General features: G+C 41.8%; 14 protein-coding genes and 1 pseudogene. 2 read left to right on the top strand and 13 right to left on the bottom strand.

Annotation, left to right across the window (positions count from 1 at the left end; all coding sequences use genetic code 11):
* Positions 1–138: 138 nt before the first annotated feature.
* Both ADH92_RS10330 and ADH92_RS10325 read left to right on the top strand, forming a co-directional pair.
* Entirely contained in the window at positions 139–588 is a 450-nt protein-coding gene (locus tag ADH92_RS10330; protein ID WP_049498374.1) for an NUDIX hydrolase, read from the top strand.
* A 67-nt stretch (positions 589–655) separates the two neighbouring features.
* Positions 656–958, top strand: coding sequence for a DUF1827 family protein (locus ADH92_RS10325; RefSeq protein ID WP_049498372.1), 303 nt, complete (start codon positions 656–658; stop codon positions 956–958).
* Between the two features lie 102 nt (positions 959–1060).
* On the opposite strand, the gene ileS is transcribed toward ADH92_RS10325, so the two are convergent.
* The 13 genes and pseudogenes from ileS to typA form a co-directional block, all read right to left on the bottom strand.
* Entirely contained in the window at positions 1061–3853 is a 2793-nt protein-coding gene (gene ileS, locus ADH92_RS10320; RefSeq protein WP_049498370.1) for an isoleucine--tRNA ligase, read from the bottom strand.
* 252 nt (positions 3854–4105) lie between these two features.
* The gene (locus ADH92_RS10315) at positions 4106–4933 is read right to left on the bottom strand and encodes a DivIVA domain-containing protein (protein WP_049498368.1); all 828 of its coding nucleotides are present in this window, start codon (positions 4931–4933) and stop codon (positions 4106–4108) included.
* Between the two features lie 9 nt (positions 4934–4942).
* Positions 4943–5734 carry a YlmH family RNA-binding protein gene (locus ADH92_RS10310; RefSeq protein WP_080979003.1) on the bottom strand — a complete coding sequence of 264 codons (792 nt, stop codon included), beginning with the start codon at positions 5732–5734 and terminating at the stop codon, positions 4943–4945.
* Positions 5735–5740: 6 nt separating this feature from the next.
* A pseudogene (locus ADH92_RS10740) lies at positions 5741–5985 on the bottom strand (YggT family protein).
* Between the two features lies 1 nt (position 5986).
* On the bottom strand, positions 5987–6616 hold the full coding sequence (locus ADH92_RS10305) for a cell division protein SepF (protein ID WP_049498364.1): 630 nt from the start codon (positions 6614–6616) through the stop codon (positions 5987–5989).
* Between the two features lie 9 nt (positions 6617–6625).
* Complete coding sequence (locus ADH92_RS10300) at positions 6626–7294, bottom strand: YggS family pyridoxal phosphate-dependent enzyme (protein WP_049498363.1); 669 nt, start codon at positions 7292–7294, stop codon at positions 6626–6628.
* A 2-nt stretch (positions 7295–7296) separates the two neighbouring features.
* Entirely contained in the window at positions 7297–8562 is a 1266-nt protein-coding gene (ftsZ, locus tag ADH92_RS10295; RefSeq protein ID WP_049498361.1) for a cell division protein FtsZ, read from the bottom strand.
* Between the two features lie 15 nt (positions 8563–8577).
* Entirely contained in the window at positions 8578–9966 is a 1389-nt protein-coding gene (gene ftsA, locus ADH92_RS10290; protein WP_049498360.1) for a cell division protein FtsA, read from the bottom strand.
* Between the two features lie 142 nt (positions 9967–10108).
* Positions 10109–11332 (bottom strand): cell division protein FtsQ/DivIB, encoded by a 1224-nt coding sequence (locus ADH92_RS10285; protein ID WP_049498358.1) that lies wholly within the window; start codon positions 11330–11332, stop codon positions 10109–10111.
* The gene (locus tag ADH92_RS10280; protein WP_049498356.1) at positions 11316–12398 is read right to left on the bottom strand and encodes a UDP-N-acetylglucosamine--N-acetylmuramyl-(pentapeptide) pyrophosphoryl-undecaprenol N-acetylglucosamine transferase; all 1083 of its coding nucleotides are present in this window, start codon (positions 12396–12398) and stop codon (positions 11316–11318) included. Before ADH92_RS10280 ends, ADH92_RS10285 begins: the two co-directional genes overlap by 17 nt.
* Position 12399: 1 nt before the next feature.
* On the bottom strand, positions 12400–13749 hold the full coding sequence (murD, locus tag ADH92_RS10275) for a UDP-N-acetylmuramoyl-L-alanine--D-glutamate ligase (protein WP_049498355.1): 1350 nt from the start codon (positions 13747–13749) through the stop codon (positions 12400–12402).
* A 90-nt stretch (positions 13750–13839) separates the two neighbouring features.
* The gene (locus tag ADH92_RS10270; RefSeq protein ID WP_004219693.1) at positions 13840–14088 is read right to left on the bottom strand and encodes a DUF3165 family protein; all 249 of its coding nucleotides are present in this window, start codon (positions 14086–14088) and stop codon (positions 13840–13842) included.
* A gap of 23 nt (positions 14089–14111) precedes the next feature.
* The gene (typA, locus tag ADH92_RS10265) at positions 14112–15959 is read right to left on the bottom strand and encodes a translational GTPase TypA (RefSeq protein ID WP_045759162.1); all 1848 of its coding nucleotides are present in this window, start codon (positions 15957–15959) and stop codon (positions 14112–14114) included.
* Between the last annotated feature and the right edge of the window lie 90 nt (positions 15960–16049).

Genomic DNA, 16049 nt, shown 5'->3' with positions numbered 1-16049 from the left:
ACTCAACCACTGCGTCTTGCTCGACAATCCAAAAATAATTGAGAGGCTAGGACTTTTGTCCCACTCTCTTTCTTTTTTCCTCCAGATTTTTGCTAAAAAATATGTTATAATGATAAAAAAATAAGAAAAGAGAAAAGCATGACCATTCCTAGTTTTGGTGATAAGAAACAAGACGTGACCTACGTCAATCGCTATGGTGTCTACGCTGTTATTCCCAATAAGGACAAGGATCAGATCATCCTCGTTCAAGCTCCAAATGGGGCTTGGTTCTTACCTGGCGGGGAAATCGAGGCAGGTGAAGATCACTTGCAAGCTCTGAAACGGGAACTGATCGAAGAATTAGGCTTTACCGCTGTTTTAGGGCAATACTATGGCCAAGCAGATGAGTATTTCTATTCCAGTCATCGCGACACCTACTACTACAATCCTGCCTATATTTATGAAGTGGTAGACTATACAGAGGCTCAAAAACCACTGGAAGATTTTAACAATCTTGCTTGGTTTCCTGTAGATGAAGCTATTGAAAAACTTAAACGTGGCAGTCACAAATGGGGCATTGAACAGTGGAAAAATACCCACAAAAAATAAAGGAATTCTTTCACAAAAAATAAAAAAGTGCTATAATAAATGAAGATAGAGGTTAGGAGGAACTCATATGAAGCTCATTAATACCACAAATAGTCATGCTGCACTGGTCAAAAGCCAACTTGCCAGCACTGACGCCTTGCTTGTCGAGGTTTATTCTGCGGGCAATACCGATGTTGTTTTTACACAGGCCCCAACACACTATGAATTATTGATCAGTAACAAACACCGAGCTATTCGTGAAACTGAAGTAGAAAAAATTCGTGAGTTCTTTTTAAAACGTAAGATTGATCTTCAAATCATTGACCAATCCACTATTAAAACCCTCTACTCCGATAAACTAATTGAAATTTCCTTTCCAATTACAAAGTAAGGCCAATTTGCCTTACTTTTTTTATTTCCTTAATGGATGAATCTCTACACCATTCTAGCCATTAAAAAAGAAGTTCCTTTATGGAACTTCTTATAATGGCTTTTATTTAGCTTCAAATCCTTCTGCGACTGCGTCCGCAAAGTTCTCTTCGACGATGCTTGCACAGTGATCACAGATGGTTGCGTGGTAGTGACGTTCAGCCGTTGTTGGATCGATGCGACGGCAACGGTCACAAACTTCACCAGCTGCACGTTCAACTGTGAAGGCTACATCTTCAAAGGTCACTGCACCTTCTGGCGCTGAGCCTTCTGCGATAGTCAATTCAGAAACAATCAAGAGTTGAGCAACATTGCTATCAACAGCTCCAAGAAGTGTTTTCGCGACTTCGTTTGGATAAACTGTCAAGTGAGCTTCAAGTGATTTACCAATCACTTTTTCATTCCGTGCTTCTTCCAAGGCCTTTTGAGCTTGACCACGGAAGTCCATGAAGGCTGACCAGGTATCCAAGATTTCCTCTTGGTTGGCAAAAGTCTGAGCTTCTGGTAATTCTGACAATTGAACAAAATCTTCGGCTTCAAACTCAAGATATGACCAGATTTCTTCCGCAGTGTGAGGAAGGATTGGTGTCAAAAGTTTGGTGATTTTCACAAGGATGTCATAGAAGACCGTTTGCATTTGACGGCGTTCAAGTGACTTAGCTCCTTCGATGTAAACAACATCTTTGGCAAAGTCAAGGTAGAAGGCAGACAAATCAACGTTGATAAAGTTCACTAGGGCTTTATAGATTGTCAAGAATTCGAAGTCTGCATAAGCATCACGAATGGTCTTAACAAGTTGGTTAAAGCGGATAGTCATGTACTTATCAACTGAACGTAGTTCTTCGTAAGCCACGGCATCCTCAGCTGGGTTAAAGTCAGATGTGTTAGCAATCAAGAAACGAAGAGTGTTGCGGATCTTGCGGTAAGTTTCAGAAACTTGGCTCAAGATATCCATTGAGATACGCACGTCATTACTTGAGTCTACACTGGTTACCCAGAGACGCAAGATTTCAGCACCAAATTGCTTTTCAACATCACTTGGAGCAATGGTATTTCCAAGAGATTTAGACATCTTCTCACCTTTACCATCCAAAGCGAAACCTTGAGATAAGATTTGTTTGTATGGTGCAACACCATGGTTCGCCACAGATGTGATAAGAGATGAGTTGAACCAACCACGGTATTGGTCTGAACCTTCAAGGTAAAGATCAGCTGGGTATTTGAGTTCTGGACGATTAACCACAACCCCATTCCATGATGAACCTGAGTCAAACCAGACGTCCATGATATCTGTTTCTTTTGTAAATTCGCCATTCGGTGAACCTGGATGCGTAAATCCTTCTGGCAAGAGGTCTTTCGTTTCACGCTGCCACCAAATGATCGAACCATGCTCTTCAAAGAGTTGAGCTACATGTTCGATGGTTTCAGCTGTCATGATTGGTGTTCCGTCTTCTGCATAGAAGATTGGAAGGGGCACACCCCAGGCACGTTGACGAGAGATGACCCAGTCACCACGGTCACGAATCATGTTATAAAGACGCACTTTCCCCCATTCTGAGTGGAATTTCACTTTTTCAATTTCGTCCAAGATATCTTGACGGAATTTTGATACAGAAGCGAACCACTGTGGAACTGCACGCCAGATGATTGGTTTTTTCGTCCGCCAGTCAAATGGGTAGGAGTGAGAGATTTCTTCTTGAGCAAGAAGCAAATCTCCAAGTTTCTCAATAACAGTTGGTACAACCTTGTCGTAGAACTGACCTGCAAAATCAGGACCAGCATTCTCCATCATAATACCGCGTTCGTTAACCGTAACAAAGACTTCCAAACTATTGGCAACACCGACATTGTAGTCGTCCTCACCAAAACCAGGGGCTGTATGGACGATACCTGTACCAGAATCTGTTGTAACGTGGTCACCAAGAATAACGAGCTCATCTACAGCAGTGTCCCATGGGTGCTCTGTCACGATTTGGTTCAATTCTGAACCGCGATAAGTCGCCAAAACTTGAACATCAGCCCAACCGAATTTCTCAGATAAGCTGTTCAACAATTCTGAAGCGACAACAAATTTACGAGTTTCACCGGCTGGTTGCACCAATACATAATCAATATCTGCACCAACAGTCAAACCACGAGAAGCAGTGATAGTAAATGGAGTTGTTGTCCAGACAACGATGTAAGTGTCTGTATCTAGGACACCCTTACCATCTTTAACCTTGTTGGCATAGTAAAGGGAAGTAGAAACCAAATCATGGTATTCAATTTCCGCTTCAGCAAGGGCTGATTCAGAAGACCAAGACCAGTAAACTGGCTTAGCTCCACGGTAGATATAGCCCTTGTTAGCCATCTCACCAAAGACGCGGATTTGCGCTGCTTCATAGTCAGGCGTCAAGGTTACATAAGGATGATCCCAATCACCTGAAACACCCAAGCGTTTAAAGTCTTCGCGTTGTTTATCTACTTGAGAAAGAGCGTATTCACGGCAGAGTTTCAGATACTCAACCAAGTCCATTTCTTTACGTTTCACACCTTGTTTAGCCAAGACTTGCTCAATTGGCAAACCATGGGTATCCCAACCTGGGATGTACGGTGCATAAAAACCTGACATAGACTTAGAACGAACAATGATATCTTTTGAAATCTTGTTCATAGCATGTCCTACGTGAATGTTTCCGTTGGCATAGGGAGGGCCATCATGAAGGGTAAAATGCGGTTTCCCTTCATTCAACACTTGACGGCGTTGATAGAGTTTTGCATCTTCCCATTCCTTTTGCCAAACGGGCTCTTTCGTTGGAAGACCAGCCCGCATTGGAAAGGCTGTTTTCCCAAGATTCAATGTTTCTTTAAGTTTCATTGTGTCTCCTTATTGATTTAAAAGCTATAAAAAAACACGAGCATCCTAAAAAGGACGATTGCTCGTGGTACCACCTTTGTTCGAGAAGTCGCAAGCGACCTTCTCCTCTCATCCCGTAACGAGGGAAACGTCCGTTCTTACTCAAAGGTTCAGAACGAATACTGTAAAAGGATCATCCATTAAGAGGGAGTGCAGATCTTCCACCATCATCTGCTCGCTAGACCTATCATTAATGGACCTGTTTTTACAAAATTATAAAATATTGACAGATTCACGTCTTACATCATCTTCAGGTTGAACAGTTTCTTCAACCGCAACAACTTCTTCATTTTCATGACGAGCGTGCTCTGCTTCTTCTAAAGCGGATTGAACTTTTTCATTCAAACCTTCAAACGCTTGTGTTGCACCCAATTCTAAATTAGCAGCTTCGATGCGTTTTTGCAATTCTTCGATTTCAGCTGGAGAGAATTGACGAGTCAAATCAATGTTATCATCTTCTGCATGATGATGGTGAACTGATTCACCCAAAGCTTTCTCCACAATTTCACGGAAAGCTTCATCACTTGTTTGAATGTACATAGCTGTTGGACGAAGAATTTCATCCCATTCAGGTGTATCGATAATGCTCAATTGGCTTTCGATTGTTGATTTCAAACGTTGATGGAAGACGCGTGTCTTGTTCTTCAATTCCTCTGTTTCAACGGCAACCTTCTTGGCATTATCCGTTGCATGACGAAGGATTTCATTTGCTTTTTGTTTTGCTTCATCTACTAAGTGTTGTGCATCTTGTTCAGCTTGACGAACAATATTTTCAGAACGTTCGTTAGCGGCTTGTTTCACACGTTCCGCAGTATCTTGTGCAATCAAAACAGATTGACTCAATGAATCTTTCATTTCATCAAAATAGTTTAAGCGTTCTTCAAGAGCTTGAATTTTTGCTTCTTGATCATGATTTAAACGAACAAGATCTTCATAATCGCGAACAACGATATCTAGAAATTCTTCTACTTCGTTCGCATCATACCCTCTAAATTTAACGCCAAAAGTTTTATCTTTAATTTCTAAAGCAGTAAGAGCCATAACTCCTCCTCATTTTTTACTTAAGAGTACTTCAACAGTTACTTTATATTTTCCACTCTTTGAAATACCATTTTCAGAAACAATTTTAAGACGCCCAAAGCGTCGGACACTAACTAAATCATTCAGACCTACAGCATAGCTAACATTGGAAGTAGTCGCATAGTTAACTTTCACTAGACCAGAACTAATCAACTGACTAGCTTGTGAGCGCGAAAGCTTGAAGGTCCCAGCAATCACCTTGTCTAACCGATAACTCGACACGAGAATATCTCGCTGCTGGCTTTCTTCCTCTATGATCATTTGTTCAGATAGAGGAACTTCCCTCAGCTTAACAGGTACCCGAGAAATTTTCTGGATGTGATCCATGAAATAGGGAACAAAACGCTGTTCAACAAATACTTGGATCTTTCCATCACTCGTCAGAATATCTCCAAAGGACTTGCGCTCCACACCCAATTGGTGAACAATGGTCCCCAGTACCTGGGAATGGGTCAAGTGATGAAATTTTGAAGCATAGACCATTTCCAATAGGGCCAGATCAAAGTCACTTGGATCCAATTGGTAATAATCCGGAGCAACAATAACCTTGGCATACTCCATTTTCTGCTCATCACTGGAAGCAAAGACCTGTAATTGGTAGCTTGCCGCAACATTTCGTAAAATAGTGACCTGATGAGGGTTTAAAAAACCCGTCACCTCAACAGAATAGCGTTCCACCACTCTTTCAGACAATTCAATACAGCGATCAATGAATTCGTGATCTTCGCGATTGAAATGTTGATAAATCTCTGTCTGTCCCATCATATTCTATCCAATCAAAAATAGGAACAAGCGGGCTAATAACTGATTCATCAAGTTCAAGACCAAAAGTGCTACTAGAACTGTAAAATCCAAGCCCCCAAACTGCAATGGTAACTTTCTAAAAAGGCTCAAAAATGGTTCAACTAGGCGGTACTCTGAGGTGCCCCAGGGAACCAAGATAGTAAGGCATAGATGACAAGAATGATGGAATAGATTTGAATGATATTTGATAAGTATTGAAAGATAATCATCTTAACGATTACGTTTCATATCATAGTCAAATTCTGTCACTTCCACATCATTTGGAAGGCGGATATCTTCAATGTTAACGACTACATTAATTGGAGTCAACAAGTACATGGTACTTGCAACACGACGAAGATTTCCTGCTAAAACATAACGAGCCCCATCCAAATAATCTAAACAACGACGTGCTTGTACTTCTGTCATATATTGGAAGTCAATCAAGATACTCTCATTAGATAGTAATAGATCAACAATTTCAGTCGCTTCCTCGTATTTGCGGGGATAGCGTACATCAATGGTAATCTTTTCATCTGTATTCGCACGATTAGCAGCCAATTCACGTTGACGTTCATGCAAGCGAGTAATATTTTCAGATGTATTTTTCGTTGTTGGAACAGGTTCCTTCACTGCCGCTGTAGACACTGGAGTCGTAACATGTGCGACAGGAGTCGGTTTTGGTTTTACTGGTTCTCTTTGACTAATCTGTGGACGTGGAGAAGTCACTTGAGGAGTCGGCTGTGGCTGTGGAACTGGTTGAGTTTCCGCCCCAGCTGCTTTTGCCTCGCGAACTTCTACTTCTTCACCGTCTTCTGTGAAGTAGTCAATAAAGTTGTTAAATTTATCTTTTAATGACATAGTTCTTTCCTATTTAAAAAATGATGTCCCAATTCTAACATAAGTCGCTCCGTTCGCAATGGCTACTTCAAAGTCACGACTCATACCCATACTTAGTTCTGAAAAAGGCATATTTTTTAATTGTTTCTTTTCTAGTTGTTTCTGAAGTTGGTGAGTTTTTGAAAAAATATCCTGCAACTCTTTTTGACTAGCCTCAAAAGGAGCCATCGTCATTAAACCAACAATTTCAATTTTGTCCAGCTGTGCGATTTCCGCTAAAACATCATCCAGTTCATCGGGTGCAAATCCATGCTTACTTTCTTCACCAGAAATGTTCACTTGGAGGAAACACTTGATCGGGTGTTCTGCTCGCTTTTGAATTTCTTGAGCCAGTTTCACCGAATCCAAGGCATGAAAGTAATCGACGAGATTAATCACATCTTTTACTTTCCGCCGTTGGAGGCTCCCAATCAAGTGCCAAGTGAGATCATACTCTTTTAGAGCTTGATACTTTTCTAGGAATTTATCGACACGATTTTCACCGATATGTTGGATACCTGTTTTCACCAGTGCTTCTGTTGTAGCAACATCCACATACTTGGTGATAGCTATCACATTAACTTGATCTTGACGGTTAGCTTTGTTTCTTGCTGTTTCTACTTGTTGCCGAACAAGATCAGCATTCTCTACCAGATTCATGATTAACGATTCCGGAAGAATGGTGGTGTTTCCAATTCATCATCATCTGAAGATGAATCTACGTAACGATCAACTTGATGTGTTGATGTTGGTTCAGTTTGGCGGGCGATATTCTCACGACGAATATCCCAATCACCAAAGGCTGAGCCACGGTTTGGTTCTACCGCTGGACGACTTGGAGTTGTTGGCAATTCAACATCTTGTTTCAAATCAAATTCACGGTCAAATGGTGCAGCTTGTGGGCGTTGTTCACGTGGTCCTGTTTTATAAGGACGTTGTGAGGAAGCAATTCCGCTAACGCGTTCTACCTTGTCTTGACGGACACCAGTTGCAACAACCGTCACGCGGATTTCATCTTTAAGAGATTCATCAATAGATGTACCCAACCAGATATTCACTCCGTGACCTGCAGCTTGGTTCACAATTTCTGAAGCTTCTTCAGCTTCGATCAATGTCATATCCAAACCACCTGTTACGTTGACGATCACGTCTTCTGCACCATCAATTGTAGTTTCAAGAAGTGGAGAGTAAATGGCTTTACGAGCCGCTTCGATAACGCGTTCTTCACCGCTACCAACACCAATACCCATGAGGGCATTCCCTTTGTTTTCCATAACAGTCTTCACGTCTGCAAAGTCAAGGTTGATCAATCCAGGACTTGTGATCAAGTCAGTGATCCCTTGAACACCTTGACGAAGAACGTTATCTGCTTCACTCAAAGCTTCAAGAAGCGGTGTCTTCTTGTCTACAATTTCAAGCAAGTTGTTATTAGAAATAATCAACAATGTATCTACATGTTCGCGAAGTTCGTTGATCCCTTCTATAGCGAAGTTGCCACGTTTTGAACCTTCAAACCCGAATGGACGAGTCACAACGGCTACTGTCAAAGCACCTACAGCTTTGGCAATACGAGCGATGACTGGTGCAGCACCTGTACCAGATCCTCCACCCATCCCTGCAGTGATGAAGACCATGTCTGCACCTTGCAAAGCTTCTGTTAACACTTCTTCGCTTTCTTCAGCTGCCTTACGACCAACTTCAGGTTGACCTCCAGCACCCAATCCACGAGTCAATTTTGGACCCAATTGGATAACTGTTTCAGCTTTTGCACTTGAAAGTGCTTGAACATCTGTATTAGCCGCGATGAATTCTACACCGGCAACGCCTTCGTCAATCATACGATTGATGGCGTTACCGCCACCGCCACCGACACCGATTACTTTAATTACTGCACCTTGTGCCGCTGCTGTGTCAAATGAAAATGTCATAAATACTTACACTCCTTAATCAAACATATTACCGATCAAATTTTTCATTCGGTCTGTGAATGTAGCTTTTGGTTCTTGTTTGCTATCATTGCTTGCTGCTGGAATTTCTCGAGCATCCACTGGAGATTCAATCTTCTCAGCATTGTATGCAGGTACTACCGGTTGTGCTGGAGCAGCAGGTTGTGGTTGTACTTGTGGTTGCACTGGACGATCAAATTGAATCGGTTGTTGACGCAAGACTTCGTCTCCATGAACCGCAGCTTGAGCAATAATATCCACATCTGTCAAATTGCCTGCATATTCAGACAAGCTAATTACATGGGCAAAAGCTGGATTGCGAATTCCAATTTGATTTGGAACAAACAATTTCACATTTACACCAAAGACTTCTTGAGCCAATTCCTCAACACCAGGAAGGATCGCTCCTCCACCGATAATCACAATTCCACCAGGAAGATCCAACAGATGTCTTCTCTCAAGGTCTTGCTTGATTTGCTCAAAGATGTGTTTGATACGTGCTGAAATGATTTCAGCCAAGTACTTCTCAGTCACTTCAACTGGCTCTACTTCACCGATGACTTCTACATGGAAGACTTCGTTTCCAGCAGATGGCACATAGGCTTCACCATAGTTGAACTTCAAGCCTTCTGCCAATTTTTGAGAAGTTTTCAATACTTTAGAAATATCTTTGGTAACATAATCGCCACCTTCTTGGTAGATATTTGTAAATTGAAGTTCTTGGCTACGAACAGATGCCACCGTTGTTTGGCCACCACCCATATCGATCACCGTTGCTCCGAATTCACGTTCGCCTTCATTCAAGACTGTTTTGATCATCGCAAGCGGTGAAATGATGATGTTTTCAACTTGTAAGCCTGCACGTTCAACAGTTTTACGCAAATTGTGCAAGATTGTACGAGGTCCTGTATAAAGAAGGCCACGCATTTCAAGTCGGATCCCCATCATTCCGCGTGGATCGCGGATTCCTTGGAAACCATCAACTGTGAATTCCTCAGGAATGAAGGTGATTACTTCACGATCCGGTGTCATACTTTTTGTGAGTGCAGATTTGACAACATTTTCAACATCTGCATCTGTGATTTCTTTCGAATCACTTGTGACTGGAATCATTCCTTGAGTTGCTTCGATTTGTAGTAAGTTTGCAGGCAACCCAACATTGACTAGATTGATTGAAATCCCTGCTTTTTCTTCAGCTTGGCTGATTGCATTTTTAATTGCATTTGAAGCAGCTTCGATATCTACTATAATTCCATCTTTGACGCCAGCACTTTTTGCATTGCTGACTCCAATTACATTCATTTCTCCATTGACATGTTCTGCCACCAATACTTTTATTGAACTAGTACCGATATCTAAACCTGTAAAAAAGCCGTCTCTAGCCATTACACCAGTCCTCTCTCTTTATTTGTTTTCACTTTACATCTATTTATAGCCCTTTTAGTTGGAACTATCCAAACTTCATTATATCACAAAGAAGCCTAAAATGGACATTTTTTCTTCAATTATTTGAGATAATTTATGGGCTTTACTCATTCCCAGAAGAATTTTCTCCTTCTGGATTCTGTTCTTGATTCTGTCCTTGGCTTGCTTCCTCAGAATGTTCTTCTTGCTTTTCTGTACTTTCAGCCTTTTCTTTTTCAGCTTGCTCTTTGGCATCTGCGATGGATTGTTCACTATAGCTGAAGACTCCAGCCTCCATATCAATGGTGGAATCATCGTCTAATTGCTTACTGATCGCCTTATAATAAGGAAGCTTGCGGGTAATTTGGGAAACAGGCACCAAGATTTTATTATCGTTTTTCATGGTGATGGTCACCAGATCCTTGGTGACCTTACTCGGTGTCAGATCAACCGAAACAATTTTATCAGTAATGGAAGAAGAAATAGACTTCATTTCTTGGACAAATTGTCTAACCAATTCTCGATCTGAGAATTTTAAGCTAATATAGGAGGACGGCAATTCCGAAGCTGGAGTTACTGTCTCCACTACTTCTCCATTTTCCAATACTGGATAGTGGTCTTCTCCGGTCACATAATAGGCAACCACTTTGTGTTCCACGATATTGACTTTAAAAGTCACAGGAAATTGATAATGCATGTGAACCTCTTTGATCCATGGACTAGCCGTTTTCATATTTTGTTCATAGACCGATTTATGAAGGAAGGTCGTCAGAGTATAATCTTCCTCTTTGATGCGACTTTTTTCATACAAGAGTTGCTGATCAACCGCTTTGTTCCCTGAAAATTCAATCACTTTCTGTGTGGATAAGGGGCTTAAAAAGTAGATTGAGAGAAGGGCGACAATCAAGCTGATTCCGATAACCGGAAGGGCACGATAGATATGGCGTTTTGCCACCGTCGGTTCCTTCTTTGGTTTTTTCGTCTTTAAGCCTTTAAAAAATGAAGGCTTTTTCTCTTGTTTCTCTGAAGGATTTAGCTCCTTTACAGCCGGATCATCCTCTTCTCCTTCTGAACTTTCTCCATCCGCATCTGGATCCTCTTCGGCCTCAGATTCATCTTCCTCTTCAGACTCTTCTATTTCTTCAGATTCTTCCTCTGAGACGGAAGCTGTTTCTTTTTCTGAAAGGTCTTCGTCTTCTTTTGCTTCTTCGCTTTCAATTTTCTCTGTCTCAGCTTCTTCCGCTTTTTCAAGCGCTTTTTTTTCTAAATATTCTTTGTTTCTTTTTTGCCAGGCTGACAATTCTGTAACTTTGTCATCCGTTGGCGTTTTTTTATTGTCGTCCGTCATCTTTTCCCTTACTGATATCTTTTTGAAGCAGGCCATAAAAATCGTCTAGTGAAAGGAGTTCTGTCGATTTTTCCATTGCTTGGTGGTAGACTTGGCTTTGCTTCAACATTTCTTGAATGGTTTCATTAAAGGTTTCGAGCGTTAATTGATCTTCCTGCAATTGCTCTGCATAACCTTTATCCACAAAATATTGGGCATTTTCAATCTGATCGCCACGGCTGGCTTCTTTTCCTAGCGGTACGATCAGGTGGAGTTTGTTCATGGCTAAGAGTTCAAATAAGGTATTGGCTCCACCCCTAGTCACCACTAAATCAGCCTTCTGGAGCATGGGCAAATACTGATCGGTTACATAATCCACTCGATACAAGCCACCCTCAGCCTGATTCAATGTTAAATCGCCCGTCAAATTGATGATATTGTAGTGCTGCAAGAGCTCTGCTTTGTGCTCTGTCACAAATTCATTAAAGACACGCGCACCGGCTGATCCTCCGACAAAGAGAAGGGTCGGCAAGTCTTTTCGGAAACCTTTTGTTTTTTCTTCTAATTCTTCAGAAGTTGTCGGAATATGATCTGTAACCTTGGTTACTGCACCGATATGCGCACTCTTTGTCAAACCATGTGCTTGCTCAAAAGTTGTGTACATCTTGGTGGCGAATTTATAAGAAATTTTATTGGCCAATCCCATCGAGAGATCGGACTCATGGATATAGACAGGGACACGCGTGAATCTAGCTGCGATCACTGGTGGCACAGAGACAAATCCCCCTTTTGAGAAGAGAACTTGTGGACGCACACGAAGCAGGATTGCAATGGACTGGAGCGTTCCCCAAGCCACCTTGAACACATCCATCATATTTTGGAAAGAGAAATAGCGGCGCAATTTCCCCGTTGCAATTGAATGGAAGCGCACGTCTAAGCCAGACTTTTTTATCTCTTGGTATTCGATTCCTTTTTTGTCCCCAATATAATGGACTTCCCATCCATCTTCGATAAATTTTGGAATCAAGAGGAGATTAAGGGTCACATGTCCCACGGTTCCCCCACCAGTAAACATTATTTTTTTCATCTTATTTCAACCCTTTTACTGTAGCAAGAAATTCATCCCCACGCACTTCAAAATTCGGATACATATCCCAGCTAGCATTGGCAGGACTTAGTAGCACAACATCTCCAGGGCTAGCCAAGTCAAAGGCTTTCTTTGTAGCATCTGCTACATCTGCCGCATCGACATAAGGGACGCCTGCTTTATCGGCTGCGCGTTTCACTCGAGGAGCTGATTCCCCTAGAATCACCATTTCCTTTAAGCCAGTAATGTGAGGCACCAATTCATCAAATTCATTGCCACGATCGAGCCCCCCTGCAATCAAGATTACCTTGCTGTTATCAAAACCAGAAAGGGCTTTTTGTGTTGCTAAAATATTGGTCGATTTACTATCATTGTAGAATTTGACACCTTGAATTTCATCCACATATTGAAGACGGTGTTTCACTCCTCCAAAGGCTGACAAGGTTTCTTTAATGACCTCATTCTCCACACCACGGACTTTTGCGACCGCAATCGTTGCTAAGGCATTTTCTACATTGTGGCTTCCTGGAACGCCCAGTTCATCCGCACGCATGACAGCTTCTCCCTTAAACTTGAGAAGTCCATCTTCCAAATAAGCCCCATCCACTTTTTCGACCGTTGAAAATGGAAGGACCCTTGCCTTGGTTTTTGTAGCCAGTTCCTTGGCCAGGTCTTGGTTGAAGTTCAAGACAATGACATCTTTTTCTGTCATATTCTTTTGAAGATTCCATTTGGCAGCTACATAATTTTCAAAAGAACCATGATAGTCGATATGGGTCGGCATGAGGTTGGTAATCACTGCAATCTCTGGATGGAAGACTTCAATTCCCATCAATTGGAAAGAAGACAATTCCATGACCAGAACATCCTTTTCTGTTGCTGTTTGTGCAACTTGACTAGCTGGAAAACCGATATTCCCAGACAATAAACCACCTTGGCCTGCAGCCGTCAAGACTTCCCCGATCATGGTTGTCGTCGTCGTTTTTCCGTTTGATCCTGTAATCCCAATAATTGGCGCATCCGAAATCAGATAGGCCAATTCTACTTCAGTGAGGACGGGAATGCCCTTTTCAAGCGCTTTTTCAACCATTGGATTGGAATAAGGGATTCCTGGATTTTTGACCATGACTGCAAAGTCTTCATCCAACAATTCCAGAGGGTGACCTCCTGTCACAACTTTAATCCCTTCTTCCAGTAAACTTTGTGCTGCTGGATTTTCTTCAAAAGGTTTGCCATCATTGACGGTCACAATCGCTCCTAAGCGATCCAACAAACGGGCAGCTGACTCGCCTGACTTAGCCAAACCTAATACAAGAACCTTTTTATTTTCAAATTGTTTCACAAATTTCATGATTTCTTCGCTCCATTTTTATCACTCTCTATTTTACCTTTTTTTAGCAAAATTAAAAAGCCCAAAGGGCTTTAAAAATCACGTCAGCGTTTATTTTTTCTGTTTGGTCGTCATTTTGGAAATATCCACCAAAGCCAGGTAGCCAACAAAGGCGAGAAAGGCACCGACAAAAAACTCAGACGGTAGTTGGAATATCTGAAAAATGGCGAGACAAGTCAGTACGATAATGGAGACGATCAAGACCACCATTGTGACACTGTTTAAGGTACCACGAATACTTTTTGGGGTCATAAAAAGGTAAAAAAGGAGAATCAAAATCCCTAAGATAAAATAGACCATTTTGTTTCTCCTTTCTTTCCGTATTATTCAGCAGCTGCTGATTTTTTCTTTTTATTTGCTTTTTCGCGTTCTGCTTTGTTCAAGATTTGTTTACGCAAACGGATAGATTCAGGCGTTACTTCCATGTACTCATCGTCGTTCAAGAACTCAAGAGATTCTTCCAAGGTCAAGATACGAGGAGTCTTGATAACCGCTGTTTGGTCCTTAGTAGCTGAACGAACGTTGGTCATTTGTTTGGCTTTCGTAATGTTTACGGTCAAGTCGTTCTCACGAGAGTTTTCCCCGATGATCATTCCTTCGTAAACTTCTGTACCTGGATTGACAAAGATCGTACCACGTTCTTCGATAGACATAATAGAGTAAGTGGTTGCTTTTCCGTTATCGATTGAAACAAGAGCACCACGGTGACGTCCACCGATTTCTCCTGGAATCACTGGCAAGTATTGATCAAAGGTGTGGTTCATAATTCCGTAACCACGTGTCATTGACAAGAACTCTGTTGAGTATCCAATCAAACCACGCGCTGGAACAAGGAAGACCAAACGAGTTTGACCGTTACCAGTTGCAACCATATCCAACATTTCACCTTTACGTTCAGAAAGGCTTTGGATAACAGATCCTTGATATTCTTCTGGTGTGTCGATTTGCACGCGCTCAAATGGTTCACATTTGACACCATCAATTTCCTTGATGATAACTTCTGGACGAGATACTTGCAATTCGTATCCTTCACGACGCATGGTTTCGATCAAGATAGACAAGTGCAATTCCCCACGTCCTGAAACTGTCCATTTATCAGGTGAGTCAGTCGGGTCAACACGAAGAGAGACGTCTGTTTGCAATTCCGCTTGCAAACGTTCTTCAACTTTACGAGAGGTCACCCATTTTCCTTCGCGACCAGCAAATGGTGAGTTGTTAACCAAGAAGGTCATTTGAAGCGTTGGTTCATCGATGTGAAGGATTGGAAGAGCTTCAACTGCGTCTGTCGGTGTGATCGTTTCTCCAACGAAGATATCTTCCATACCAGAGATAGCGATCAAATCTCCAGCTTTGGCTTCTTGAATTTCACGACGTTCCAAACCAAAGAAACCAAAGAGTTTGGTAACACGGAAGTTCTTAGTCGTTCCATCCAATTTAGAAAGGGTTACTTGGTCTCCAACTTTTACAGTACCACGGAAGACACGTCCGATACCAATACGTCCAACGAAGTCGTTGTAATCAAGCAGGGATACTTGGAATTGAAGAGGCTCATCTGAGTTATCAACTGGAGCTGGGATGTGATCAATGATGGTATCAAAGATCGGTGCCATTGTGTGCTCTTGATCAGCTGGATCATCTGAAAGTGAAGAGGTTCCGTTGATCGCAGATGCATAAACAACTGGGAATTCCAATTGGTCATCATCCGCACCTAATTCGATGAACAGTTCAAGAACTTCATCTACAACTTCTTCTGGACGAGCAGATGGTTTATCGATTTTGTTGACTACAACGATTGGAACAAGATCTTGTTCCAAGGCTTTTTTCAATACAAAACGCGTCTGAGGCATGGTTCCTTCGTAGGCATCAACGACCAATACAACCCCGTCAACCATTTTCATGATCCGTTCCACTTCTCCACCGAAGTCCGCGTGTCCTGGTGTGTCCATGATATTGATTCGAGTTCCGTTATAAGCAACGGCTGTATTTTTAGCAAGGATCGTGATCCCACGCTCTTTTTCAAGATCGTTTGAGTCCATTGCACGTTCTTGCAATTCTTTACGTTCATCCAAGGTGTGCGATTGTTTCAACAATTCGTCTACCAAGGTTGTTTTACCATGGTCAACGTGGGCAATGATCGCAACGTTACGAATATCTTCTCTTAATTTTGTCATGATTTCCTCTATAAAATTTTAAATAATATTTCTAACTGAACAATTATACCACAGTCCTATCTAAAAAACACAGTTCAGCTAGTTGTAAAT

This window comes from Streptococcus parasanguinis (assembly GCF_001073155.1).
Lineage (GTDB): Bacteria > Bacillota > Bacilli > Lactobacillales > Streptococcaceae > Streptococcus > Streptococcus parasanguinis_D.
This window is presented reverse-complemented; position numbering and strand designations above follow the sequence as displayed.